We start from the raw sequence: 22,311 nt of genomic DNA, 5'->3' as shown, positions 1-22,311 counted from the left end.
TTATGCCGTGTCAGCGCATGGCGCGTTGCGTGCGGCGGTCGCCGTTGTCGTGCACGATCCTCGGGGCGACGCGCACGCAGTTGCGGCCGCTGTTCTTGGCCTCGTACAGCGCCAGGTCGGCGCGACGCAGCATATCGGACAGCATGTCGTCGGCTTTCAGTTCGGCAACGCCGAAGCTGGCGGTGAAGCGCACGGGTGCGGGCATGCCCTGGATCTCGAGCGCGGCGAAGGCGCTGCGTATCGCTTCCGCGAACAGGCGCGCCGCGGCGGCGTTGGCGCCCGGCAGCAGGATGGCGAACTCCTCGCCGCCGATGCGGCCGACGACGTGGTTTTCCGCCTTCGCCTCGATCAGTTGCGCGGCGAAGGCGCGAATGACGAGATCGCCGCCGGGATGGCCGTAACTGTCGTTGACCGCCTTGAAATGATCGAGGTCGCAAATGACGATCGAGGCCGGGATCCGGGTTTCGCCGAGCAGTCGCGTTACCTGCGGTACGCGCTCCTCGAAGCCGCGGCGGTTGAGCAGGCCGGTCAGGGAATCGGTTTCGGACTTCGTGGTCGCGTCGATCAACAGGTCGCGCACCAGGATCACCGCCACCAGCAGGCCGGTCGCCACGATCAGGACCGCTCCCATGGATTGCGAGATCAGCGCGTAGATGCTGTCGACATAGGTTTGAGGGCGATCGCCCGGCCCGAAGGCGGCGGCAAAGAACGGTTTGGCAAGGAAGTGAAGCGCCCCAGCGCCCAGTACGCCGGTCAGCGCGATATCGAGATAACGCTTGCCCGGCGCGCGGATCAGAAGCAGCACGGCGGTGCCCTGAATGACGAAATAGGGTAGTTGGTAAAGCAGCACGCGCGTGAACGAGTCGCGCGGCATGTCGTAGATGGCGACATTGAGCGGCAGCGACGCAAACACCAGGATCGCCAGAAATCGCCAGGGGATGCGGAGGTCGTATTTTTTCAGCACACCGACATTGAAGGTGATCTGGGCCGCGATCGAGACGACAAAGGCCGAAAACACGACGAAACGCGGATTGTCGACGGCCGAAACCATCCATTCCACGCCAAAATTCACCATTCCGAGAACGAAGCTGGCGGCGATCCAGCGTGCAGGAACGCGGACCTTGCTGTAAATGCTGACCCATGCGAACGCGCCGGCGAAAAGGCCGGCGACGACGAGGTTGATCGCCAGAATATATCCGGCAGCACTCATATCCGGCTCCTGTTCGCGTGCCGTGTGACATTAGCGCGAGGGTTCGAAAAAGAGGTTAATGCCGGCGGCGCCTAGTCCGGATTCTTGATGTGGCAACGCCCTTTGCACCTTAGGATGCAAAGGGCGTCGAACGGGCTTCGGTGGGACCGGGCGGTGGGCGGAAAACGGTACCAGTTCCACCCAACGATCCTAGCGGCGAGCGAGGTTGCCCGAATGGGACAGGCGCGGCAGGCGGCGCGTCGTGACACGGCGTTCGGCCGTGCCACCGGTGCACTCGCCGTTTTCCTTGCAGTCGATGAAGCCGTTATCGGTCACGCAGCCATAGCCGCCCTTGTCGGCGTGGGTGCCGTAGCCGATATTGTCGTCGTTTTTTTCGCAGGCCGTGCGGACCTGTTCGCGGGTCGCCTTCAGCTTCTTGATCTTCATCTCGGCGAAAGACGGACCGAGCGATGTCACGAGCAGGATCGCGGTGAGCGTTGTTATCGTGGTTTTGGCAAGCATGGCGGTTTCCTCCACAAAGACCGGCGATTTGCGAGCCGGAACGGGGCGATGATGGAGGTATGCGCCTGAAGCGGGCGTGATCGCGCCGTTCACGGCCGCTTCATATATGCAATCAGCTTTGCTTGCCGGCTTGCTGACCGTCATGCGCAAACGCGCCGAACATGCGCCAGATCGCGGTGAGGAAGACAAAAAACTGCGAGCTGGTCAGCACGGCGGCAATCGCGCTCTGCGAGGCCGCCGGCTGAGGCGGGCGACCTCGCAGAGCGGTCATGGGAGCGTTCAGCGCCAGTCGCGGATGTCGACGAAATGGCCGGCGATCGCAGCCGCCGCGGCCATGGCCGGCGACACCAGATGGGTGCGGCCCTTGAAACCCTGGCGGCCCTCGAAATTGCGGTTCGAGGTCGAGGCGCAGCGCTCCTGCGGCTTCAGCCGGTCCTCGTTCATGGCCAGGCACATTGAGCAACCCGGTTCGCGCCAGTCGAAGCCGGCCGCCTTGAAGATCGCGTCCAGGCCCTCGGCCTCGGCCTGCGCTTTGACCAGGCCGGAACCCGGCACGATCATGGCATCGACGCGCTCGCTGACCGTGCGGCCCTCGACGACTTTGGCCACGGCACGCAGATCCTCGATGCGACCATTGGTGCACGAGCCGATGAAGACGCGGTCGAGCGCGATGTCGGTGATCTTCGTGCCCGGCGTCAGGCCCATATAGTCGAGCGCGCGCTTCTTGGAGTTGCGCTTGTTCTCGTCGGCGATCTCGTCGGGGTCCGGCACGACGCCGGTGACGGAGACGACGTCCTCGGGCGAGGATCCCCAGGTGACGATCGGCGGCAGATTGGCCGCGTCGAGCACCACCGTCCGGTCGAAATGGGCGCCTTCGTCGGTGCGCAGCGTTCTCCAGTATTCCATGGCCATGTCCCAGGCCGTGCCCTTCGGCGCGCGGGGCTTGCCCCTGACATAGTCGAAGGTGGTCTCGTCGGGCGCGATCAGGCCGGCGCGGGCGCCGCCCTCGATCGACATGTTGCAGACTGTCATGCGGCCTTCCATCGACAGCGCGCGGATCGCCTCGCCGGCATATTCGATGACATGGCCGGTGCCGCCGGCCGTGCCGATCTCGCCGATGATGGCCAAAATGATGTCCTTGGCGGTGACGCCGTCGGGCAGTTGCCCGTCGACGCGCACCAGCATGTTCTTGGCCTTGTTCTGGATCAGCGTCTGGGTGGCGAGCACATGCTCGACTTCGGAAGTACCGATGCCGTGCGCCAGCGCGCCGAAGGCGCCATGGGTCGAGGTGTGGCTGTCACCGCAGACGATCGTCATGCCGGGCAGGGTGAAACCCTGCTCGGGCCCGACGATGTGGACGATGCCCTGGCGCAGATCGACCTCGTTGTAATAGTCGATGCCGAAATCGGCAGCGTTCTTGGCCAGCGCCTCGACCTGGATGCGGCTTTCCGGATTGGCGATGCCGTGCGAGCGGTCGGTGGTCGGCACGTTGTGATCGACGACGGCGAGCGTCTTTTCGGGATGACGCACCTTGCGGCCAGCGATTCTGAGGCCTTCGAAGGCCTGCGGACTTGTTACCTCGTGGACGAGATGGCGGTCGATATAGAGGAGACAGGTGCCGTCGTCCTGGCGGTCGACCAGATGGTCGTCGAAGATCTTGTCGTAAAGGGTGCGGGGAGCGGTCATTGTCTTGCGTCCGTCGATAGGAGAGCTGGATGGACCGGCGGGTCGCCGGGCGGGCGGCGTTCAGGCGCGCCGGGTCGCCTTCGCACCCGAAATCCGCGCGAAAAAACGCGCCGGCAGGCGCTTTCTGTCCTGCAGGGCAAAGCGCTTATAGGCCGGATTGCCGAACAATTCTTCCATAGCGTGGCTCATACCAGCAAAGACGCAGGGCGGCAATCTGAGTGCGGGCCGGCCGAAACCAGGCGTTGGCCGGCTGTCGCACCGAGGTCCGGGGCGGACGTTGCCGACCGCTCTGCCGTTTCTCGCCGCGCCACGTGCGGTGTTCCGTGCGCGCGCTCCGCTACCGGAACAACAAAACCGGGATCTTGCAGGCGCGGATCATTTCCGTGGTGGTGGAGCCGATAATCATCGAGCGGATGCGCGAATGGCCATAGGCACCCATCACGAGGAGGTCGATGCCGTCCTTCTCGACCGTCTCGGCGATTGCCTTGTCCGGCTGGCCCTGGACCAACCGGGAGATGGCCTGGTGGCCGCCGGCTTTCAGCATGGCCTCGGCGTCGGCAAGCCTGCGGCGGTGTTCGGCGGTGTCAGCGCCGACTGCCAGAAGACGAAGGTCGAGGTCCATGAACAGGGCCGAGCGAGCGATATGGTCCACCGCGCGGCCGATGCTCGGCCCGCCATCATGGGCGATCAGGAGCTTTTCGACCGGACGCCAGGCGCGGGCGGCGACGTAGACCGGGCGGGTGGCGGAGCGGACGATGCGTTCGAGGTTGGACCCGAGATGCAGTTTCGCGAAGTCGGCGCCCTCGCCGCGCTTGCCGATCACGATCAGGTCTGCCTGCTTCTCGGCCTCTGCCACCGTTTCCAGAAGATCGCCGTTGCGCAGGCGCATGCTCGCCTCGACGCCGGCTTCGGCCAGCATTGCCTGCGCGTCTTCGAGTATGGCGCGACCGCGCTTTTGGGCGAGTCTGGCGCGCTCTTCGTCGAGCCTGCTGAGCTCGGCCAGAAGAGCCGAGCGGGCGCCGAGCGCGATCGTGCCGGAAAGGTCGGACGAGGCGGTCTCGCGGCGACCGAGTACGTGAAGCAATTCCACCGTCGCGCCTGTGCGTTTGGCGATCCAGGCGGCGTTTTCGCACACGCTTTTCGAGTAGGTCGAGCCGTCGATAAGCGCGATGATCTTGGCCGTCATTTTCTTCTCCTGACCGAAGCCTAGCCGTAGACGGCCCTAATGCGCCATGAGTTTGTCGAGCGCGCCGGGCTTGTCGTGGATGGCAAGCCGGTCGACCAGCGTCTCGCTGGCCTCGTTCATGCCGACGATCTCGACATCGGCGCCGTCGCGGCGGAATTTCAACACCGCCATGTCGAGGGCGGTCACGCTGGAAATGTCCCAGATATGGGCGCGCGATACGTCGATCGTTACCTTTTCCAAGGTCTCCTTGAAGTCGAAAGCGGCCATAAAATCCTCTGCCGAGGCGAAAAAGAGCTGACCTTCCACCACATAGGCGCGGTGGCGTCCGTCGGCGCTCAGCGTTGACGATACGCGGAACAGCTGGGCGATCTTCCAGGCAAAGAAGATGCCGGACAACAGCACGCCGACCAACACGCCGATCGCCAAATTGTGCGTGAACACCACGCAGATCACCGTCGCAAGCATGACGATCGAGGACGAGCGCGGATGGTCCCGGAGGTTCTTGACCGACGACCATGAGAACGTGCCGATCGACACCATGATCATGATAGCGACAAGCGCCGGCATCGGAATCCGGCTGACGAGGTCGCCAAGCACCAGGATCATGAACAACAACAGCACACCGGCGGCGAAGGTGGACAACCGACCCCGACCGCCCGACTTCACATTGATGATCGACTGGCCGATCATCGCGCAGCCGGCCATGCCGCCGATGAAGCCGGTGGCGGTGTTGGCGATGCCCTGGCCGATGCATTCCTGGTCGCGGTCCGACGCCGTGTCGGTCAGATCGTCGACGATCTGCGACGTCATCAGCGATTCCAAGAGCCCGACCACCGCGACGGCGGCCGAATAGGGCAGGATGATCAGCAGCGTGTCGAGGGTGAGGGGGATGTCCGGGATCAGGAAGATCGGCAGGGTCGACGGCAGTTCGCCCATGTCGCCGACGGTGCGCACGTCGAGGCCGAAGGCGATGGCGATCGTCGTCAGGACGATGATGCAGACCAGCGGCGAGGGAACGGCCCTGGTGAGATAGGGAAACAGGTAGATGATGCCAAGGCCGGCCGCGACCATGACATAGGTCAGCCACGGAACACCGATCAGTTCGGGGAGCTGGGCCATGAAGATCAGGATGGCGAGCGCGTTGACGAAGCCGGTCATCACCGAGCGCGAGACGAAGCGCATCACCTGCCCGAGCTTCAACAGCCCGGCGCCGATTTGCAGCAGTCCGGCAAGTACCGTCGCGGCGAGCAGATATTGCAGGCCGTGATCGCGCACCAGGGTGACCATCAGCACCGCAGTCGCGGCGGTCGCGGCCGAGATCATGCCCGGCCGTCCGCCGACGAAGGCGATCAGAACGGCGATCGAGAACGAGGCGTAGAGGCCGATTTTCGGGTCGACACCGGCGATGATGGAAAAGGCGATGGCTTCGGGAATGAGCGCGAGCGCGACGACGAGGCCGGCGAGAAGATCGGCGCGGATGTTGGAAAACCATTGTGCGCGATAGGCGTAAAGTGATGGCATCGGGGTCCAGGAAGTCAAAACCCAAACCGCGGCCCGACAGGGTAGGACCGCAAAGAAAGACGGTATGGGTGTAGTTGTCCGACGGGTCGGCGGCCGGAAGAGCCACCCGGGGTTTCACCGGGTCCGAATGAATGCCCCTTCCCTAGAGCCGATCAGCTTCGAATGGAAGCCGTCCAAGCTGGGAGGGCTGCAGGTTTTTTGATGTTGCGCCTCAAACCGCAACCGCCCGACCCCGGCCTTTCGGGTTCCGGACGGCGGCGTCAGGCGGCTTCCTGCTCGACGCAAATCTGATCGGATTCGGCGCCCGACAGGTTTTCGCCGAGCAGCCGGCAGGCATGCCGGCCGGGCCCTCGGGCGTCCTCGCCGAAATGGCGACAAGCGCGGCAAAGCCCGAAAGGCCGGCCGCCGCCCTCGGCGACAAGCCCGGCGAGCAGGGCCTGGAGGCCATCCTCGAGCGCCTCGGCGCGTGAGGGCGCCAGACGGGTCAACGTGCGGCGCAATGTCTCGATCCGGTCGCTGTCCAGCATGGCGCGGCCAGCCGGCGTCAGCTCCAGCCGCACCGAGCGGCGGTCGCCGGGATGCGGCGATTTCTCCACCAGGCCGGCGCGTTCGAGCGCCATTACGGTCTGCGAGACGGTGCCCTTGGTCGCGCCGAGATAGGCGGTTAGGGCGCCGGGTGTGCGCGAGAAGCGATTGGCCCTTGCCAGATAGCGCAGTGCGTCCCATTGCGCCGGCTTCATGCCGTGTGCGTGGCCGGTCTGGCCGACCAGCCGGGCGAGCCGTTCCACGAGGTCCAGAGTCCGGTGCGTTTCCATCGTCACTAATTAGTATCGTAACAATACCACTATTGCAAGTCGGCCGCGGCCGTGGTAGTTGCGCAATGGTATCGTATCGATACTAATAAGGAGGATCAGATGACGAGATTTGTTTTCGCCGCGCTGCTTGCAGCCGGCACGTCCCTGCCCGCGCTTGCGCACGACATCAAAAGCCCGGTCGACGACGCCGTGCCGCCGGCCTTCGACATCGTTGTGTCGTCGGCCACGACCGACGGCCGGCTGGCGACCTTCATGATGGAGCTGGCGGGCGAGGCGGGGTCGCAAAAGCCGGAAGCGGTCGGACAGCTCAAGGGTGCCAAGGTAGCCGCCTATGTGTGGCCGACCGGGCTCGACCCCGCAGTGGCGGGTTTTGCGGCCGGCTCGGGCATTCTCGCCCTTGCCGTCACCGCGCATCCCGATTTCGACGACACGCCGCTGTTCGACGAAAACGGCGACGGCGATCCGGCTAATGACGGGGCGAACTGGCATTCGCACTGGGTGGTGCTCGCCGAGGACACGGCCTGCGGCGCGGGGCTGAAGGTGCGCGATGTCTCGCCCGGCGTGGACATGTTGCCGGCGACGGCCCCGATGCTCCCGCTTGCGCTTGACAGTCCCGGCATGTCGCCCCTGTTCGACGGCAAGCGTGTGGCGATCACCGTGCCGGTCGCGGATGGCGAAACCGTCTCGTTCGACGCGGTCACGTCCGAACTGACCGTCAACGAGACAGGCCAGGCGCCGCTTCTGTGCGTGACCGGGGTCTACGACGTTGCGTCCGGCGACCTGTCGCAGCCGGGCGTCATCATGCGCAAGGAGTGAAGCGGAAGCCCGGGCGGGGACAGGGCCGGGCGCCGGTCAGTCGCCGCCCTTGCCGGCTTTCGCGCGCTGCTCGACCAGGCGGAGCGCGGCCAGCACGATGACGGCGAGCAGGGTCGCGACAAGCGCGATCTGCCAGAAGCCGAGACCGCAGGCGAGGCCGACCGCCCCGGCCAGCCACATGCCGGCGCCCGTGGTCAGGCCATGCACCTCGCCACGGGCGAAGACGATGAGGCCGGCGGCGAGAAAGGCGACGCCGGCCGTGACCGCCTCGACAAGCCTGACCGGATCGATGCGGATGGCGTCGTCCTCGAAGGCGGGCAGGTGGGTGATCTCGATGGTAAGCACGGCGATCGTCGCCGCCGACAGGCAAACGAGGATATGGGTGCGCAAGCCTGCCTGCCTGTTGCGCCATTCGCGCTCGAAGCCGACGACGCCGCCGAGCGTTGCGGCGAGCAGCAACCGGGCCGCGATCACTTCGAAGGGAAGCCAGCTCGCGCGGCCGAAATCGGTGAAGAATGTTTCCATGGCGTGCCTCGTGCGGGAAACGCCGTGCCCGCGTAAAGGTTGCCGGCGCGCGTGCCGCCCGGTCAGGCGCGCCGGAAGACGAAGGTCTTGACGAAAACGTCCGGTTCCGCCACCGCGAAGGCGCGGAAGGGTGGGCTTTCCTCGACCGGGCGCCAGATACCGGCCTGTTCAAGGCGGTCGAAACGGTCCTGGAAGCCGGCCTCGGCGATCAGCCTGTCGCGTACGGTGAACATGACGTGCCCGCCGGAATGGGTGATGCGGGCCATCTCGTCCAATCCGCTCGCCGGCGCGTGGCCGGCGGTGAACACGCCGGCGGCGATTACGGCGCGGAAATGGCCGTCCGGCCACGGCAGCGCCTCGCCGAGCGCGGCCTGTTTCAGCGTCCCGTAGGCCTGCCGCGACTTCGCGATCGCCAGCATCTCGTCGGACAGGTCGAGCCCTTCCAGCCGGTCGTAGCCGAGCGCCTTCAGGAACGGGCCGGACAGGCCGGTACCGCAGCCGGCGTCGAGGATCGGCCCTTCGCCGGCCGGAACGTGGCGGGCAAGCCAACTCGTGATCAGGAAGGGCAGGCAATAACCAAGCTCGGCCGTCTCGCGGTCGTAGCCGGCCGCCCAGGCCGCATAAGCGTCGGCGAGTTCGGTTTCGGTCGTGGCCGCATAGACCTGGTCGAGCGGGCGCGGTGGGGAAGAGGGATGTTCCGACATGGCCGCCATGCTAACGCCCTCCGGCCCTCGATGCCAAGCCGCGACACGCGTCCGCCTGTCTGCGTGTCGGGGTTTTCGCCCTCACCTGGGGCGACATGGACCTGATAGGGATCGCCATGCCGTCAGCCTTCGGCAATTCCTGGTCCGGCTTGGCAACGAGGCGGCCGGTTGTCGCCGCGCATCGACCGCGTCTACCTGATGGAAGACTACCGCGCTGCGTTCGATTATCTCAGCACGCCGCGCGAGCGGCACGGCAAGGTGGCGATTGAAACCGGTCTTTGAGCCGATGCCGTCGTGTGGTGCGCGTCAGCGCGATCGCTGCGCCTCGCCTTGGCGCAGGCGTTTTTCCAGCGCGCGCAGCGCCAGCGACAGGCTGACGGTGAGGATCAGATAGATATAGGCGACGATCGAATAGGTCTCGAAAAAGCGGAACGAGCCGGAGGCGTAGATCTTGCCCATCTGGGTGATGTCGGCGACGCCGAGCACCGAGACCAGCGAGGAATCCTTGACCATGGCGACGAAATCGTTGCCCAGCGGTGGCAGGATGATGCGGATTGCCTGTGGCAGGATGATCAGCCGAAAGCGCTGGACGCGCGACAGGCCCAGTGCCTTGGCCGCCTCGATCTGGCCGCCGTCGACGGACTGGATGCCGGCGCGGAACACTTCCGAGATGAAGGCCGAATAGCCGATGGTGAGCGCGATGATCGCGCGCCACAAAAGCGAGACGTCGCGAACCAGAAGCGGTTCCAGCATGCCCGCATCCCGCAGCGGCGTTGTCACCAGGTTCCACAACGCCACGAAGGCCGGCACGCCGGCGAAGGCGATCCAGAACAACAGCACCAGCACCGGCACGCCGCGGATGATCTCGACATAGAAGCGGGCGATCTGGCGCAGCACCACGGAGCCCGACAGCGCCATCAGCGCCGTGCCGAGGCCGATCAGCGAAGCGAGCGCGAAGGCGACGCCGGTGACGAAAACGGTGATCGCGACGCCCTTCGACACGGTGGCGAAGACCTGGGAGTAGAGGTCGCTGGCGGCGATCAGGATCGCGATCGTCGCCGCGATGATGGCGGCGGCGAGCAGCCACCAGGGAAACTCCCTGGTGGACGAAGCGGATGGTTGGTTCATCAGGTTTTGGCGCTTTCAGGCAAGTGCCCGCTTCCGCCCTTGCGGCGCACGCGGGCGCTGCCGGGCATCACTGTCCCAGCTTGTAGTCGAGGAACCACTTCTTGTTGAGCGCGTCGATGGTGCCGTCGGCCTTCATCGCCGTGATCGCGGCGTTGAAAGGCTCGACCAGATCGGAGCCCTTCGGGAAGATGAAGCCGAAATCCTCCGAGCCGAGCGGGCCGCCGATCACCTTCAGCTTGCCGTCCGAGGCGGCGACATAACCGTTGGCGGCAACGCCGTCGGTGAGTACGAGGTCGACATCGCCGGCGCGCAGCGCCTGCACGGTCGCGCCGAAGGTCTCGAACAACTTGATGCGCGGATTGGCCTCGTCGCCGTCGAGAACGTCGTAGACGGAGACGTAGAACGGCGTGGTGCCTGGCTGGGCGGCGATCAAAAGGTCGTCCTTGGCCGCGAATTCCTTCTCGTCGGCGAACCGTTCCTCGTCGGCGCGCACCAGCATGCGCATTTCCGAATGCATGTAAGGGTCGGAGAAGTCGACCTTCTCCTTGCGGTCGTCGCGGATCGTGATGCCGGTCATGCCGAGATCGTACTGGCTGTCGGACACGGCCTGGATCATCGCGTCCCAGCTGGTGTTTTGATATTCGACGGAAAAGTTCAGCCGCTTGGCCATCTCGGCCATGGCGTCATACTCCCAGCCGATCTGCTCGCCGGTCTTGGGATCGACGAATTGCAGCGGCGGGTAGGCGTTTTCCGTCACCACCACGACCGTGCGGCCGCCGAGATCGGGAACGTCCTGCGCCTGGGCGGCAAGCGGGACGAAGACGAGGGCGGCAAGCGCGGCGAACGTTGACAGCAATTTCGACATCTGGAGCTCCTGGGGGCAGCGTCCCGGCCGTCGCGGCCGGTTCGGGCCGCAGTTTAGCGACCGGACGCCGGCACGCAAGGCGTGTAGGGTCTCGCGACGTCAAACCGGGTTTCGTAGGAGACGAGAAATGGATTTGCTTCAATCCGGGCCTGAAAGGTTTTAGCCTGCCGGCATGACCTATCCGCGCGTGCATTGGATGCTGGCGCATGAGCGACAGGTGCAGGAAGGCGGCGGTGGCGCGCCGTTTTCCAATCCCGACGACATATGACGATTTAGGTCCCGAGCCTGGAGTGCGCAATGAGACAGAATGATATCCGGGCCGATTTCGAACGTCAGGCGGCAGGATGCGCTGCGCTCGGCTCGCCGTTTACGGCGCGGCTGTGCCGGGCCCTGGCCGCAATACTCGATCGCTCCAGCGTGACCGGTCTGGCGGTTCTGGAATGGGACGGCGATCCACGCGCCGACGCGCTTGCGCTCAGGCTGTGCGGCGGGCTGCACGCACTGGTCCTGGCGGGCGAGGACGACGCCCTGGCCGGGCTCTATCCGCCGGCGCGGGTGGCGGAGCCGACTTTCCGCGCCGAGCTCGACGCCGCGATCCGGCGCAATGACGAGGCGCTGGTACGCGCGCTCGACAGCGCGCCGCAGACCAACGAGATCGCCCGCGCCGGCATGATCCTGCCGGGACTCCTAGCCGCCGCGCGGGAACTCGACCGGCCGGTCGCCGTGGCCGAGATCGGCTCCAGCGCGGGGCTCAATCTGTTGTTCGACCGGTTCCACTACGATTACGGCGCATCACGCTGGGGCGAGACCACCTCGCCGGTGCGGCTCCAATCGGAGGTTCGCGGCAAGACACCGCCGCTCGATGCAGCCATCGAGATCGTCGCGCGCGCCGGCAGTGACATCCGCCCGATCGACTGCCACGACCCGGCGCAGAGGCTGCGGCTGCGCTCCTATGTGTGGCCCGATCAGCAGGCGCGGCTGCAACGCCTCGACGCCGCGATCGGCCTTGCCGAGGAGACGCCGTTTTCAGTACAGCAGGCCGACGCGGCCGATTTTGTGGACCGCCAGCTTTCGGCGCGAAAACCGGGAACGGGGTTGGTGCTGTTTCACACCATCATGTGGCAATATCTGCCGGCGGCTACCAAGGCGAGGATCGAGGCGGCGCTTGACACGGCGGGTGACGCGGCAGGCCCGGACAATCCGATCGCGCGGGTGGCCATGGAGCCTGTCGATACCCGCGATCCGCATGCGACGTTGAGCCTGACGGTATGGCCGGGCGGCGAAACCCGACGGCTCGCCCATTGCGACTATCACGGCCGCTGGATCGAATGGCTCTGAGCGTGCGGGGCAGAGGTCACCACATCGACTTGCGATAACCCTCCTCCAGGGCCCGGTCGGTATGGTCGGCCGGCGTGGTCATGGCGAGCTGGTCCGTCAGAATCTGTCCGAGCGTCGGCATAGCGCCGCGTGCCGGCCAGGATTGCGGATCCCAGAGCGCGGAGCGCATGAACGCCTTGGCGCAGTGCATGTAGCAGGCCTCGACCGACACGATCATTACCGTGGCCGGTTTCTTGCCGTCGACGGCAAGAAGCTCTCGCAGCGCCTCGTCCACGGTGATGCGCGCGCGGCCGTTGACCCGCAAGGTCTCGTTCATGCCGGGGATGAGGAACAGCAGACCGATGGCGGGGTTGGCGATCACATTTTCCAGCGTGTCGAGCCGGTTGTTGCCGGGCCGGTCGGGAATGGCGAGCGTGGTGTCGTCGAGGACGGCGACGAAGCCCGGCCGGTCGCCCCTGGGCGTGACGTCGCCATTGCCCGCCCCGCCAGACGAACCGATCAGCACGAAGGGGCTTTTTTCGATGAAGGCGCGGCAATGTCCGTCGAGCGCGCCCAGTTCCTTGCGGACCGCCCGGTCGCTGGGCGTCTTGTAGTGGTCGCGCAATTCCTCGCGGTTGTCGATGAAACGCATCGCCTTACCCCTTGCGGAACTGGTCGTCGAGCGAGTGGCGCATGATCAGCGGCATCTGGCTGAAGGTGAAGATCAGCGTGATCGGCATGATGCCCCAGACCTTGAAGGCCACCCATATGTCGGTGGAAAAAGACCGCCAGACGATCTCGTTGACAACGGCCAGGAAGAAGAAGAACAGACCCCAACGGAAGGTCAGCTTGCGCCAGCCCTCTGCGTCGAGCTTGAAGGCCTGGTCGAAGACATAGCCGAGCAGGGAACGACCGAACAGCAGGCCGCCAAGGAGAACGGCGCCGAACAACGAATTGACGATGGTCGGCTTCATCTTGATGAAGGTGTCGTCCTGCAGCCACAGCGTCAACGCGCCGAAAACGAACACGACTACGCCCGAGATCAGCGGCATGATCGGCAGCGAGCGCACCAGAAGCCAGGACACACCCAGCGACAGCGCGGTGGCGATCATGAAAAGCCCGGTGGCGATGAAGATCGGTCCGCCGAACGCGGCCAGGGCCGGAAAAACCTTGGCCAGCCACTCGCCGCGCGCATTGGCGAAGAAGAAAACCACCAGCGGTCCCAGCTCCAGCACCAGTTTCAGGAGCGGATTCATCGCTTTGCGCTTGGGGTTGTCGGGTTCGTGTTCGAATATCTGCTGGTTCATGCCACTCACGCCACGCCCGCGATCGCCTTGGCGAAATCGCCGGCCGAGAAGGGTTCGAGGTCGTCGACCTGTTCGCCGACGCCGATGAAATAGACCGGCAGCTTGTGCTTCGCCGCGATGCCGACCAGGATGCCGCCGCGCGCCGTGCCGTCAAGCTTGGTCATCACCAGACCGTTGACGCCGGCGATGTTGCGGAAGATCTCGACCTGGTTGAGCGCGTTCTGGCCGGTGGTCGCGTCGACGGTCTGCAGCACGGTATGCGGGGCCTCGGGATCGAGTTTGCCGAGCACGCGCACGATCTTTTCCAGCTCGGCCATCAGCTCGGCCTTGTTCTGCAACCGGCCCGCCGTGTCGATGATCAGCACGTCGGAGCCGGCCTCTCTGGCCTGTTCGAAGGCGTCGTAGGCTAGGCCGGCCGCGTCGGCGCCGAGTTTGGAAGCCACAACCGGCGAGGCGGTGCGCTCGCCCCAGATCTTGAGCTGCTCGATCGCGGCGGCGCGGAAGGTGTCGCCGGCTGCCAGCATCACGTCGAGCCCGCCGGCGGTCAGCTTGGCGGCGAGCTTACCGATCGTGGTTGTCTTGCCGGTGCCGTTGACGCCGACGACCAGCACCACATGCGGCTTGTGCGACAGGTCGAGCTCGAGCGGCAGCGCCACCGGCGCGAGCACCTTTTCGATCTCGCTCGCCATCACTGCGCGCACTTCCTCCTCCGACACGTCGCGGCCGTAGCGGCCCGATGCCAGCGTGTCGGTGATGCGGATCGCCGTTTCCATGCCGAGATCGGCCTGGATCAGGACGTCCTCGAGATCCTGCAGCGCGTCGTCGTCGAGCTTGCGCTTGGTGAAGACGCCGGCGATGTTGCCGGTGAGCTCGCGCGAGGAGCGCGCCAGCCCCTGGCGCAGACGCTGGAACCAGCTCGGCCGTGCCGCCGCCTCGGGTTCTGCCGGTTCGTCCGCATGTTTGGCCTCGACGGTTTTGGCCACCGTGACCTTGCCGGCCGGTGCGGCAGGGTTCGGGCTTGGCGGGGCTCGTGGCGCGGCCGGTTGATCGGCATCCGGCTCGGTTTGCGCCGGCTCAGGCTGGTCGGGCGAGGCGTCGGGCACGATGTCGGGCGTAGCCGGTTCCGGTAGCGTCGTCGCCTCCGGGGTGCCCGGCTCCGGCTCGGATGGCGTAACGGGTTTGTCGCCGGCCAGCCGTTCAGCCGGTCGGGGAGCAATGGGGTCATCTTCCGGCTTTTGGGTCGAGGCGGGCCGGTCGGCTTTCTTGATCGAGGCCCTGGGCCTGGCCGGCGCGGCGGCCGCCGGTTGGGGGGCAATCGGTTCGGAGCCGGCGCTTGGCGAGGGTGCGGCCGTTTCCCGCGTATCGCTCGTATCGTCGGCGGTCGTGGGGCGCAGCGGCTCCGCGTCAATGGTCTCTTCGGCGGGTTCGTCTTCCGGTGTCTGCGGTGCAGGCGGGTCGACCGGCTTGGCGTCCGGGTGCTCCGGGGCCGATAAGGGCGCATCGGATTCTTCGCCGTCCTGATCCGGCGCCCTGGCCGTGATCTTCTCGATGTCCGACGGCCGGGCCTCCGGCCCATCGTCCCTGCGGTGCTCGGTTCCGGCTTCGTCGTCCGGCTCGGGCCGGACGGGCTCTTGGTCCGCGGGTTCGGGGGCTGCCGGCTCGAGGGTTTCGGTCGCCCCGGCCGGCGTGACCGCTGCGTCTTGGGCCGCAGTTGCCGCATCGTCCGGCTGCGCCGTCTCAGGCAGCGGTGCTCCGTCCTCGTCGCGATCCTCGACCTTCTTGCGACCGAAGGAAAAGACCTTCTTGATGAATCCGAATGCCATGCTTTGGTCCGTCAGGCCGCCTTGGCCAGGAATTGGGCTTTCAGCAGAGCGCCGTCATGGCCGGCGATGCGCGCCGGCACGATCTCGCCCGGCGCGCCGGCGTCGACTGCGGCAAGGGCGAAGCCTTCCGTGCGGCCGATCCCGTCGCGCTCGATCAAGAGCTTCTGCGTGGAGCCGACAAGTGTGTCGAGGTGGGCGCGATAGGCGGCCTCGCCCGCCGCGCGCAGCCGGGCGGCGCGGTCCTTGACGATGCGGCGGTCGAGCTGCGGCATGCGGGCGGCTGGGGTGCCCTCGCGTGGGCTGAAGGGGAAGACGTGCAGATGAGTCAGGCCGCATTCGGCGACGATCTTGAACGAATTTTCGAACATCGCTTCGGTCTCGGTGGGAAAACCGGCGATGATGTCGGCGCCGAAGACGGCGTCGGGTCGCAGAGCGCGGACCTCTTGGCAAAAACGGATCGAATGGTCGCGCAGGTGGCGACGCTTCATGCGCTTGAGAATCATGTCGTCGCCGGACTGCAGCGACAGGTGGAGATGCGGCATCAGCCGGGTCTCGGTGGTGAGCGCCTCCATCAGGTCGTCGTCGGCCTCGATCGAATCGATCGAGGACAACCGCAGCCGTTCAAGGTCGGGCACCTGTTTGAGCACGGTGCGCACCAGCCGGCCGAGCCGGGGGGTGCCGGGCAGGTCGGCGCCGTAGCTGGTGATGTCGACGCCGGTAATGACCACTTCGCGATAACCATTGCCGGCCAACCGCTTCACCTGCTCGACGACGGCGCCCATCGGCACGGAGCGTGAATTGCCGCGGCCATAGGGGATGATGCAGAAGGTGCAGCGGTGGTCGCAGCCGTTCTGCACCTGGACGAAGGCGCGGGCGCGGCCCTCGATGGCGTCGACCATGTGGGCGGCGGTCTCGGTGACCGACATGATGTCGTTGACGCGCAGCTTCTCGGTGTCGTTGACGCCGAAATCGGGCAGGGCGCGGTAGCTGTGGCTGTGCAGCTTTTCCTCGTTGCCGAGCACAAGGTCGACCTCGTCCATAGCCGCGAAGGCATCGGGGTCGGTCTGTGCGGCGCAGCCGGTGACGACGATGCGCGCCTGCGGGTTCTCGCGCCTGGCCTTGCGGATCGCCTGCCGGGCCTGGCGTACCGCCTCACCGGTGACGGCGCAGGTGTTGAAGACGACCACGCCGCCTTCGAGCTCGCCGAGACCGGCGGCGTCGGCCTCGCGGCGCATGACCTCCGATTCGTAGGTGTTGAGGCGGCATCCGAAGGTGACGATGTCGACCGCCATCAGACCACGCCTTCCGCGTCGCGGGTCCAGGCTCCGGTCGCAGGGTCGAAGCGGCCGGAGAACTCCCATTCGGCCGGACCGGTCATGATGACATGGTCGTCGTCGCGCCATTCGATCGCCAGCGGCCCGCCCGGCACGGTCACGGTGACGATGCGGCCGGTGCGGCGCGTGCGGGCGGCCGAGACCGCTGTCGCGCAGGCGGCCGAGCCGCAGGCCCGCGTCAGACCGGCGCCGCGTTCCCAGGTTCGGATGGTGACGGCGTCCGGGGCGGTCACCCGGGCGATGGTGATGTTGGCGCGTTCGGGGAAGATCGGATGGTTTTCCAGGAGCGGCCCGAACCGCTCCAGATCGTAGCTCCACACATCTTCGTCGACCCAGAAGATTGCGTGCGGATTGCCCATCGAGGCGGCGGAGGGCGAATGCAGTACCGGGGCGTCGATCGGGCCGATCTGCAGCTCGATCATGCGCGTATCCCGGAACTCCTCGGCGAGCGGAATGTCCTGCCAGCCGAAACGCGGCATGCCCATGTCGACGGAAATCGACCCGTCGGCGTGCTCCTCGGCATTGAGGATGCCGGCGACGGTCTCGAAGGTGAAGCGGCGCGTGCCGGTTTCGGCCGCCAGCGCCTGCACCACGCAGCGCATGCCATTGCCGCAGGCCTGTGCCGACGAACCGTCGGAATTGAGGATTTCGATATAATGCGCCGTGCCCGGTGTTTTTGCGTCGTGGATCGCCATGATCTGGTCGAAGCGGGTCGCCGGATCGGCGGCGAGCGCGCGCGCGGCGGCCGGCGCAACCCGGTCGGCGCGCCCGCGCATGTCGGCCACGATGATCTCGTTGCCGAGCCCGTTCATCTTCGCAAAAGGTGGGCGTTCGTCCATGCCGGTCATGCCTGTCGATCCGGCCCCTATATGGCGGAACGGGGCCGCAATTACCAGACGCGCGGCCGGCAAGGAAGCGTCGGGCGCGTCAGGCGATCGCCACCAGACCGAACAGCACCAGCAGGAACAGGATCAGCGCGATCGCGATCAGCACCTTGGCGCCGGTCATGGCGGCGCCGGCGAGCGAGTTCATTCCGAGCAGGCCGGCCACGGCCGCGACGACGAGAAGGATGAAAATCCATTTGAGCATATGTTTTTCTCCGGCTTGACGCCCGGGGCCCGGCCCCGAAGGCAACACCAGGAAGAACGCAGCAGAACGCATCGCGTTCCCGCCACGGCGATGAAACTGCTGTGGATCAGCCCGCGACCTCGAAGGGGATCTCGAATTCGGCCGTTTTGTCGGAATGATTGTCCTTGAGCAGGAAACGGCCGGTATATTTTCCGGGCGGCGGAGTTTCCAAATTGATGTTGAGCGTCAGGAAGAACTCGCGGTTGCGGTAGCGGACCGGCAGTTCGAGGCGCATCAAGTCTTCCTTGCCGAAAACCTTGTCGCCGTTCGCGTCGAGAATGGCGAGATCGACGCCGAGCGAGATCAGCCGGTCGCCAAGCGGGCCGCGCCCGTAAGCGAACCCGATCGGCTCGACATAGACGAGGACCTTTTCGCCGATCTTGTAGATCGTGTTGTCGCGCCGGGCGTAGACTCCGTAGCCGGTGGCGCTGTCGACGGGCACCGCCTTGCGGATGGTCAGCGGCATGGCGTCCCAGATCTCGGCAATGGCGGCGTCGAGGGTTTCGATGGCCGCGGTCGGATCACCGGCGGCGACATGGTTTTCGGCCTCAACGCCCTTGTCCGCGATCGAACCGGCGGCGGCGGCGCTGGAAAGTCCTGCTGCTGTCATGAGTACCAAGATCGCCCGCAATCCGCGCATTGTCCAATCCCCCATCAATGCCCCGCCTATCCTACGCCACGGGCGAGCGGCGACGTCAAGCAGGCGAGACCGGCGCGCCGGCGCCGTCAAGGCCGAGCCGATTGAGCGATGCTCGACGTTTCATGGCAAACGAGATAAGGGCTTTGCCGGTGCGGTCGTGACAATCTGGTCGGCATGGATCGCCAAGGGAGGCGGCTTTGAAAAAGCGCGGCAAGGACCCGTGGATGCCGGCGGACGATTTCGGGCGGTCATTGCCGCGGGGCATCGGTCTCAACCTTCTCGTGCCCGAGATCGATCCGATGGAACGGTTCTTCCGCGAGGTGATCGGCGCCAACACGATCTATGCGGATGAGGATTTCGCCGCCGTCGAAATCGCCGGTTCGGTTCTGATGCTGCATGCCGACCATAGCTATGCCGACCACGAGATGGCGGGGGTCGTCGTCGATGCCGAATGGCGCGGCGTCGGCATGGAAATCCGGATCTACGGCGTTGATCCCGATCGCATCGAGGGTCGCGCCCGCAGCGCGGGATCGACCATCCTTTCGGGGACGCTCGACAAGCCGCACGGCTTGCGCGAATGCCACATCGTCGGCCCTTCGGGCTATATATTCGTGCCCAGCCGCGCTATATCGCGAGAAGATTCGACGGCGGAAACCCAAATTTAACCATGCCATCGTGCAATTAACCGCAACATTGCCATGATTGTCGCGATTGAACTCGTGACCGCGGGGCGTGTCCCGTCGCGAGTTCCCACGGAGGACTATGATGCGATTTTCGATTTCCGGCCCGCTCGTGCTGACGCTGTGTGCCGTCGCGCTCGCCGGATGCCAGAGTTCCCGGCTCGGCTCGCTCGGCTCACGGCCCGAACCGCTCAATCCGGCGCCTGCCGGTACGGTCACAGCCGGACAGTTGCCGCCGCCCGCGCCGACCGGGCCGACCGACCCGTCGAGTTTCCCCAAGCCGCCCTCGACAGCCACGGAGTCAGGCGAGACGGAGGTCGCAGCGCTCGACCCCGACGCGCCGGCCGAACTGCCCGGGGCTCCCGCGACGGCGGCCGAACTGACCGTCGGTAGCGTCGCCGGTGTCTGGAACGCGTCTGTCTCCGGCCAGTCCTGCCGGGTCGCCACGCCGCAGACCAAGTTCGGCCAGGGCTTTCGGGCCGGGCCGCTGCGTTGTCCGGCACCGCTCGACGGCGTGAAATCCTGGAACGTCGCCGGCAAGCAGCTTTCGCTCTACGACGCCGGCGGCGGCGTGCTCGCCCGGCTCTATTCGTCCGGTGCTGAACGCTTCGACGGCCAGATGACGTCCGGCCAGCCGATTTCGCTGTCGCGGTGAACACGGCTCTCCGCTTTCCAAGTTGATCGCGATATCGAGACCGGCCCATGTCTTTGCGCGACGGACTTCAGCCTTTTGCCTCGGTGCGGCAGGCCTATCGCGATCTGGTCGAGCGCGGCGCGGTGACGCGCGACGCCGCCCAGGAAAAAATCGCAGACCGTTTCGACCAGCTGATCGAGGAATTGGCGACCAAGCGACTTGCCGCGAAGTCGAGCGCACTCGGCTGGCTTTTCGCACGCCGGCGCGAGCCGAAGGCGCCGGTCAAGGGGATTTACATCCACGGCGCGGTCGGGCGCGGCAAGACCATGCTGATGGACCTGTTTTACGACCTGGCACCGGTCAATCGCAAAAGACGGGTCCATTTCAACGACTTCATGGCCGAGGTGCATGACCGGATCGGGCGCCACCGCGCCGCCGTCAAGGCCGGCGAGGCCAAGGGCGATGACCCGATTCCGCCGGTGGCGCGGGAACTGGCGAACGAAGCCTGGGTGTTGTGCTTCGACGAATTCGCCGTCACCGACATCGCCGACGCAATGATTTTGTCGCGGCTGTTTTCGGCCCTGTTCGACCAGGGGGTGGTGCTCGTGGCGACGTCGAACGTGGCGCCGCTTGATCTTTACCGCGACGGGCTGAACCGACCGCTGTTCGAACCCTTCATCGCCATCCTCGAGCGTCACGCCGACGTCATGAGCCTGGACAGCGACACGGACTATCGGCTGGAAAAGCTGAACCGGCTGCCGGTCTATCTGACCCCGCTCGACGCGGACGCCCGCGGCGCCTTCGAGGCGGCCTGGGCGAATTATGCCGACGGCGCGGGTGAGGCGACCGAGACGATCAAGGTCAAGGGCCGTACCATCCGCGTCGAGCGCTCCGTCCGCGACGCGGCCCGCTTCACTTTCGAGGAACTGTGCGCCCGCCCGCTCGGCGCGCGCGACTATCTTGCGATCGCCGCCCGCTTCAGGACGGTGTTCGTCGAGGGCATTCCAGTGTTCGACGACCGCGGCCGCAACGAGGCCAAGCGGTTCATCCTGCTGATCGACACGCTCTACGACAAGCGCCTGCGTCTCGTCGCCAGCGCCGCGGCGCAACCGCAGGGGCTTTACCGCGGCCGCACCGGTACGACGGAATCCTTCGAGTTCGACCGCACGGCCTCGCGGCTGATCGAAATGCAAAGTCGCGACTGGCCCGGTGAAGAGCCGGCCGAGTCCGCCAGCGCCGAAGGACATGCCTAAAGCGGCGGGCGCGACCCCGTTTCACGCTTCACGGGATTGTGCGGACGCGGAATTTGCGCAATAATTTTGACGTTTACGTAATTCCTGTCGTTTCTAAACGATTGAATTTATTTATGCTCGAAGAATCGGTTGTCTTTTTTTTCGTGCGAGTCTAAGGCCACGCGCGAATTTCGCCTCGACTAAAGGCATCGAACACCAGCCGATGCCTTTCAATCTCAACCTGACTGGGCCATGGTAGCCCACATATTGCGGGGATAGCTCTCGAATGGCACGCAGAAAGATCGCGCTTATCGGTTCCGGCATGATCGGCGGAACGCTCGCCCATCTGATCGGCCTGAAGGAACTCGGCGATGTCGTCCTGTTCGACATCGCCGAAGGCATCCCCCAGGGCAAGGGCCTCGATATCGCACAGTCCGCGCCGGTCGAGGGCTTCGACGCCCATTTCTCGGGCGCCAACGACTATTCGGCGATCAAGGACGCCGACGTGTGCATCGTGACCGCCGGCGTGCCGCGCAAGCCGGGCATGAGCCGCGACGACCTGCTCGGCATTAATCTGAAGGTGATGGAGCAGGTCGGCGCCGGCATCAAGAAATACGCGCCCAAGGCGTTCGTGATCTGCATCACCAACCCGCTCGACGCGATGGTGTGGGCGCTGCAGAAATTCTCGGGCCTGCCGAAGACCCACGTGGTCGGCATGGCCGGCGTGCTCGATTCCTCACGGTTCCGCTATTTCCTCGCCGAGGAATTCAAGGTCTCGATCGAGGATGTCACCGCCTTCGTGCTCGGCGGTCATGGCGACACGATGGTGCCGCTGACGCGCTATTCGACCGTGGCCGGCATTCCGCTGCCCGACCTCGTCAAGATGGGCTGGACTTCCAAGGAGAAGCTCGACGAGATCGTCCAGCGCACGCGTGACGGCGGCGCGGAGATTGTCGGGCTGCTGAAGTCCGGCTCGGCCTATTACGCGCCGGCGGCCTCGGCGGTGGCGATGGCGGAGAGCTATCTCAAGGACAAGAAGCGCGTCCTGCCCTGCGCCGCGCACATGTCCGGCCAGTACGGGGTCAAGGATCTCTATGTCGGCGTGCCGACGGTGATCGGCTCCGGCGGCATCGAGCGGGTCATCGAGATCAGCTTGAACAAGGCCGAGCAGAAGATGTTCGACAAGTCGGTGGCCGCCGTCACCGGCCTGTGCGAAGCCTGCATGAATATCGCCCCGAATCTGAAGAAATAAGCGAGCG

24 protein-coding genes and 1 other annotated feature are annotated in these 22,311 nt (G+C 65.7%); of the genes, 6 read left to right on the top strand and 18 right to left on the bottom strand.

The window, feature by feature from the left end; translation table 11 throughout:
* Positions 1 to 10 precede the first annotated feature (10 nt).
* The 7 genes from GN330_RS04545 to GN330_RS04510 all read right to left on the bottom strand — a co-directional run bounded on the left by GN330_RS04545 (position 11) and on the right by GN330_RS04510 (position 6,919).
* Positions 11 to 1,210 (bottom strand): GGDEF domain-containing protein, encoded by a 1,200-nt coding sequence (locus GN330_RS04545; RefSeq protein ID WP_156711448.1) that lies wholly within the window; start codon positions 1,208 to 1,210, stop codon positions 11 to 13.
* A gap of 189 nt (positions 1,211 to 1,399) precedes the next feature.
* Positions 1,400 to 1,855: a hypothetical protein gene (locus GN330_RS04540; RefSeq protein WP_156711447.1), complete on the bottom strand. Its 456-nt coding sequence runs from the start codon at positions 1,853 to 1,855 to the stop codon at positions 1,400 to 1,402.
* Positions 1,824 to 1,982: a hypothetical protein gene (locus GN330_RS04535; protein WP_156711446.1), complete on the bottom strand. Its 159-nt coding sequence runs from the start codon at positions 1,980 to 1,982 to the stop codon at positions 1,824 to 1,826. Before GN330_RS04535 ends, GN330_RS04540 begins: the two co-directional genes overlap by 32 nt.
* 8 nt (positions 1,983 to 1,990) lie before the next feature.
* Complete coding sequence (leuC, locus tag GN330_RS04530; protein ID WP_156711445.1) at positions 1,991 to 3,397, bottom strand: 3-isopropylmalate dehydratase large subunit; 1,407 nt, start codon at positions 3,395 to 3,397, stop codon at positions 1,991 to 1,993.
* Positions 3,398 to 3,734: 337 nt separating this feature from the next.
* Entirely contained in the window at positions 3,735 to 4,583 is an 849-nt protein-coding gene (locus tag GN330_RS04520; protein ID WP_156711443.1) for a universal stress protein, read from the bottom strand.
* 36 nt (positions 4,584 to 4,619) lie between these two features.
* A complete protein-coding gene (locus GN330_RS04515) occupies positions 4,620 to 6,104 on the bottom strand; it encodes a SulP family inorganic anion transporter (protein WP_156711442.1) in 1,485 nt (494 codons plus the stop codon).
* 72 nt (positions 6,105 to 6,176) lie between these two features.
* Positions 6,177 to 6,232 (bottom strand) — a sequence feature (sul1 is cis-regulatory element that is thought to sense ions involved in sulfur or methionine metabolism; They are found in Alphaproteobacteria).
* 132 nt (positions 6,233 to 6,364) lie between these two features.
* A complete protein-coding gene (locus tag GN330_RS04510; protein WP_156711946.1) occupies positions 6,365 to 6,919 on the bottom strand; it encodes a MarR family winged helix-turn-helix transcriptional regulator in 555 nt (184 codons plus the stop codon).
* A gap of 99 nt (positions 6,920 to 7,018) precedes the next feature.
* Between GN330_RS04510 and GN330_RS04505 the strand changes: the two genes are divergently transcribed.
* On the top strand, positions 7,019 to 7,735 hold the full coding sequence (locus GN330_RS04505; protein WP_156711441.1) for a hypothetical protein: 717 nt from the start codon (positions 7,019 to 7,021) through the stop codon (positions 7,733 to 7,735).
* A gap of 36 nt (positions 7,736 to 7,771) precedes the next feature.
* On the opposite strand, the gene GN330_RS04500 is transcribed toward GN330_RS04505, so the two are convergent.
* The 4 genes from GN330_RS04500 to GN330_RS04485 form a co-directional block, all read right to left on the bottom strand.
* A complete protein-coding gene (locus tag GN330_RS04500; RefSeq protein WP_156711440.1) occupies positions 7,772 to 8,260 on the bottom strand; it encodes an MgtC/SapB family protein in 489 nt (162 codons plus the stop codon).
* A 62-nt stretch (positions 8,261 to 8,322) separates the two neighbouring features.
* A complete protein-coding gene (locus tag GN330_RS04495) occupies positions 8,323 to 8,973 on the bottom strand; it encodes a class I SAM-dependent DNA methyltransferase (protein ID WP_246188492.1) in 651 nt (216 codons plus the stop codon).
* 297 nt (positions 8,974 to 9,270) lie between these two features.
* Complete coding sequence (locus tag GN330_RS04490) at positions 9,271 to 10,092, bottom strand: amino acid ABC transporter permease (protein WP_156711439.1); 822 nt, start codon at positions 10,090 to 10,092, stop codon at positions 9,271 to 9,273.
* A gap of 67 nt (positions 10,093 to 10,159) precedes the next feature.
* Positions 10,160 to 10,957 carry a transporter substrate-binding domain-containing protein gene (locus tag GN330_RS04485; protein ID WP_156711438.1) on the bottom strand — a complete coding sequence of 266 codons (798 nt, stop codon included), beginning with the start codon at positions 10,955 to 10,957 and terminating at the stop codon, positions 10,160 to 10,162.
* A 297-nt stretch (positions 10,958 to 11,254) separates the two neighbouring features.
* Between GN330_RS04485 and GN330_RS04480 the strand changes: the two genes are divergently transcribed.
* Complete coding sequence (locus GN330_RS04480; RefSeq protein ID WP_156711437.1) at positions 11,255 to 12,295, top strand: DUF2332 domain-containing protein; 1,041 nt, start codon at positions 11,255 to 11,257, stop codon at positions 12,293 to 12,295.
* A gap of 16 nt (positions 12,296 to 12,311) precedes the next feature.
* Here the strand turns inward: GN330_RS04480 and GN330_RS04475 are convergent, their stop codons facing one another.
* The 7 genes from GN330_RS04475 to GN330_RS04445 all read right to left on the bottom strand — a co-directional run bounded on the left by GN330_RS04475 (position 12,312) and on the right by GN330_RS04445 (position 18,476).
* Entirely contained in the window at positions 12,312 to 12,926 is a 615-nt protein-coding gene (locus tag GN330_RS04475) for a pyridoxamine 5'-phosphate oxidase family protein (RefSeq protein ID WP_156711436.1), read from the bottom strand.
* A gap of 4 nt (positions 12,927 to 12,930) precedes the next feature.
* Positions 12,931 to 13,581, bottom strand: coding sequence for a septation protein A (locus GN330_RS04470; protein ID WP_156711435.1), 651 nt, complete (start codon positions 13,579 to 13,581; stop codon positions 12,931 to 12,933).
* A gap of 5 nt (positions 13,582 to 13,586) precedes the next feature.
* Complete coding sequence (ftsY, locus tag GN330_RS04465; RefSeq protein ID WP_156711434.1) at positions 13,587 to 15,404, bottom strand: signal recognition particle-docking protein FtsY; 1,818 nt, start codon at positions 15,402 to 15,404, stop codon at positions 13,587 to 13,589.
* An 11-nt stretch (positions 15,405 to 15,415) separates the two neighbouring features.
* Entirely contained in the window at positions 15,416 to 16,696 is a 1,281-nt protein-coding gene (mtaB, locus tag GN330_RS04460; protein WP_156711433.1) for a tRNA (N(6)-L-threonylcarbamoyladenosine(37)-C(2))-methylthiotransferase MtaB, read from the bottom strand.
* Positions 16,696 to 17,577: a diaminopimelate epimerase gene (gene dapF, locus GN330_RS04455; RefSeq protein ID WP_156711944.1), complete on the bottom strand. Its 882-nt coding sequence runs from the start codon at positions 17,575 to 17,577 to the stop codon at positions 16,696 to 16,698. Before dapF ends, mtaB begins: the two co-directional genes overlap by 1 nt.
* A gap of 88 nt (positions 17,578 to 17,665) precedes the next feature.
* The gene (locus GN330_RS04450; RefSeq protein ID WP_156711432.1) at positions 17,666 to 17,827 is read right to left on the bottom strand and encodes a DUF1328 family protein; all 162 of its coding nucleotides are present in this window, start codon (positions 17,825 to 17,827) and stop codon (positions 17,666 to 17,668) included.
* Positions 17,828 to 17,933: 106 nt separating this feature from the next.
* Positions 17,934 to 18,476: a hypothetical protein gene (locus GN330_RS04445; protein WP_156711431.1), complete on the bottom strand. Its 543-nt coding sequence runs from the start codon at positions 18,474 to 18,476 to the stop codon at positions 17,934 to 17,936.
* A gap of 227 nt (positions 18,477 to 18,703) precedes the next feature.
* Here GN330_RS04445 and GN330_RS04440 point away from each other — a divergent pair, with 227 nt between their 5' ends.
* From GN330_RS04440 to mdh, 4 genes are all read left to right on the top strand, one after another.
* On the top strand, positions 18,704 to 19,171 hold the full coding sequence (locus tag GN330_RS04440; protein WP_246188491.1) for a VOC family protein: 468 nt from the start codon (positions 18,704 to 18,706) through the stop codon (positions 19,169 to 19,171).
* 100 nt (positions 19,172 to 19,271) lie between these two features.
* The gene (locus GN330_RS04435) at positions 19,272 to 19,841 is read left to right on the top strand and encodes an AprI/Inh family metalloprotease inhibitor (protein WP_156711430.1); all 570 of its coding nucleotides are present in this window, start codon (positions 19,272 to 19,274) and stop codon (positions 19,839 to 19,841) included.
* Positions 19,842 to 19,888: 47 nt separating this feature from the next.
* The gene (gene zapE / locus GN330_RS04430; protein ID WP_156711429.1) at positions 19,889 to 21,073 is read left to right on the top strand and encodes a cell division protein ZapE; all 1,185 of its coding nucleotides are present in this window, start codon (positions 19,889 to 19,891) and stop codon (positions 21,071 to 21,073) included.
* A gap of 265 nt (positions 21,074 to 21,338) precedes the next feature.
* Positions 21,339 to 22,304, top strand: coding sequence for a malate dehydrogenase (gene mdh, locus GN330_RS04425; protein WP_156711428.1), 966 nt, complete (start codon positions 21,339 to 21,341; stop codon positions 22,302 to 22,304).
* The last annotated feature ends 7 nt before the right edge of the window (positions 22,305 to 22,311 follow it).

The organism is Nitratireductor arenosus (assembly GCF_009742725.1).
GTDB classification, from domain to species: domain Bacteria; phylum Pseudomonadota; class Alphaproteobacteria; order Rhizobiales; family Rhizobiaceae; genus Mangrovimarina; species Mangrovimarina arenosa.
Note: the sequence above shows the minus strand (reverse complement) of the source record. Positions and strands in the feature narration are given on the sequence as shown.

Coding starts and splice junctions, on each gene's coding strand:
- GN330_RS04545 (WP_156711448.1), bottom strand. CDS start 1,210: ATGAGTGCTGCCGGATATATTCTGGCGATCAACCTCGTCGTCGCCGGC.
- GN330_RS04540 (WP_156711447.1), bottom strand. CDS start 1,855: ATGACGGTCAGCAAGCCGGCAAGCAAAGCTGATTGCATATATGAAGCG.
- GN330_RS04535 (WP_156711446.1), bottom strand. CDS start 1,982: ATGACCGCTCTGCGAGGTCGCCCGCCTCAGCCGGCGGCCTCGCAGAGC.
- leuC (WP_156711445.1), bottom strand. CDS start 3,397: ATGACCGCTCCCCGCACCCTTTACGACAAGATCTTCGACGACCATCTG.
- GN330_RS04520 (WP_156711443.1), bottom strand. CDS start 4,583: ATGACGGCCAAGATCATCGCGCTTATCGACGGCTCGACCTACTCGAAA.
- GN330_RS04515 (WP_156711442.1), bottom strand. CDS start 6,104: ATGCCATCACTTTACGCCTATCGCGCACAATGGTTTTCCAACATCCGC.
- GN330_RS04510 (WP_156711946.1), bottom strand. CDS start 6,919: ATGGAAACGCACCGGACTCTGGACCTCGTGGAACGGCTCGCCCGGCTG.
- GN330_RS04505 (WP_156711441.1), top strand. CDS start 7,019: ATGACGAGATTTGTTTTCGCCGCGCTGCTTGCAGCCGGCACGTCCCTG.
- GN330_RS04500 (WP_156711440.1), bottom strand. CDS start 8,260: ATGGAAACATTCTTCACCGATTTCGGCCGCGCGAGCTGGCTTCCCTTC.
- GN330_RS04495 (WP_246188492.1), bottom strand. CDS start 8,973: ATGGCGGCCATGTCGGAACATCCCTCTTCCCCACCGCGCCCGCTCGAC.
- GN330_RS04490 (WP_156711439.1), bottom strand. CDS start 10,092: ATGAACCAACCATCCGCTTCGTCCACCAGGGAGTTTCCCTGGTGGCTG.
- GN330_RS04485 (WP_156711438.1), bottom strand. CDS start 10,957: ATGTCGAAATTGCTGTCAACGTTCGCCGCGCTTGCCGCCCTCGTCTTC.
- GN330_RS04480 (WP_156711437.1), top strand. CDS start 11,255: ATGAGACAGAATGATATCCGGGCCGATTTCGAACGTCAGGCGGCAGGA.
- GN330_RS04475 (WP_156711436.1), bottom strand. CDS start 12,926: ATGCGTTTCATCGACAACCGCGAGGAATTGCGCGACCACTACAAGACG.
- GN330_RS04470 (WP_156711435.1), bottom strand. CDS start 13,581: ATGAACCAGCAGATATTCGAACACGAACCCGACAACCCCAAGCGCAAA.
- ftsY (WP_156711434.1), bottom strand. CDS start 15,404: ATGGCATTCGGATTCATCAAGAAGGTCTTTTCCTTCGGTCGCAAGAAG.
- mtaB (WP_156711433.1), bottom strand. CDS start 16,696: ATGGCGGTCGACATCGTCACCTTCGGATGCCGCCTCAACACCTACGAA.
- dapF (WP_156711944.1), bottom strand. CDS start 17,577: ATGGACGAACGCCCACCTTTTGCGAAGATGAACGGGCTCGGCAACGAG.
- GN330_RS04450 (WP_156711432.1), bottom strand. CDS start 17,827: ATGCTCAAATGGATTTTCATCCTTCTCGTCGTCGCGGCCGTGGCCGGC.
- GN330_RS04445 (WP_156711431.1), bottom strand. CDS start 18,476: ATGACAGCAGCAGGACTTTCCAGCGCCGCCGCCGCCGGTTCGATCGCG.
- GN330_RS04435 (WP_156711430.1), top strand. CDS start 19,272: ATGCGATTTTCGATTTCCGGCCCGCTCGTGCTGACGCTGTGTGCCGTC.
- zapE (WP_156711429.1), top strand. CDS start 19,889: ATGTCTTTGCGCGACGGACTTCAGCCTTTTGCCTCGGTGCGGCAGGCC.
- mdh (WP_156711428.1), top strand. CDS start 21,339: ATGGCACGCAGAAAGATCGCGCTTATCGGTTCCGGCATGATCGGCGGA.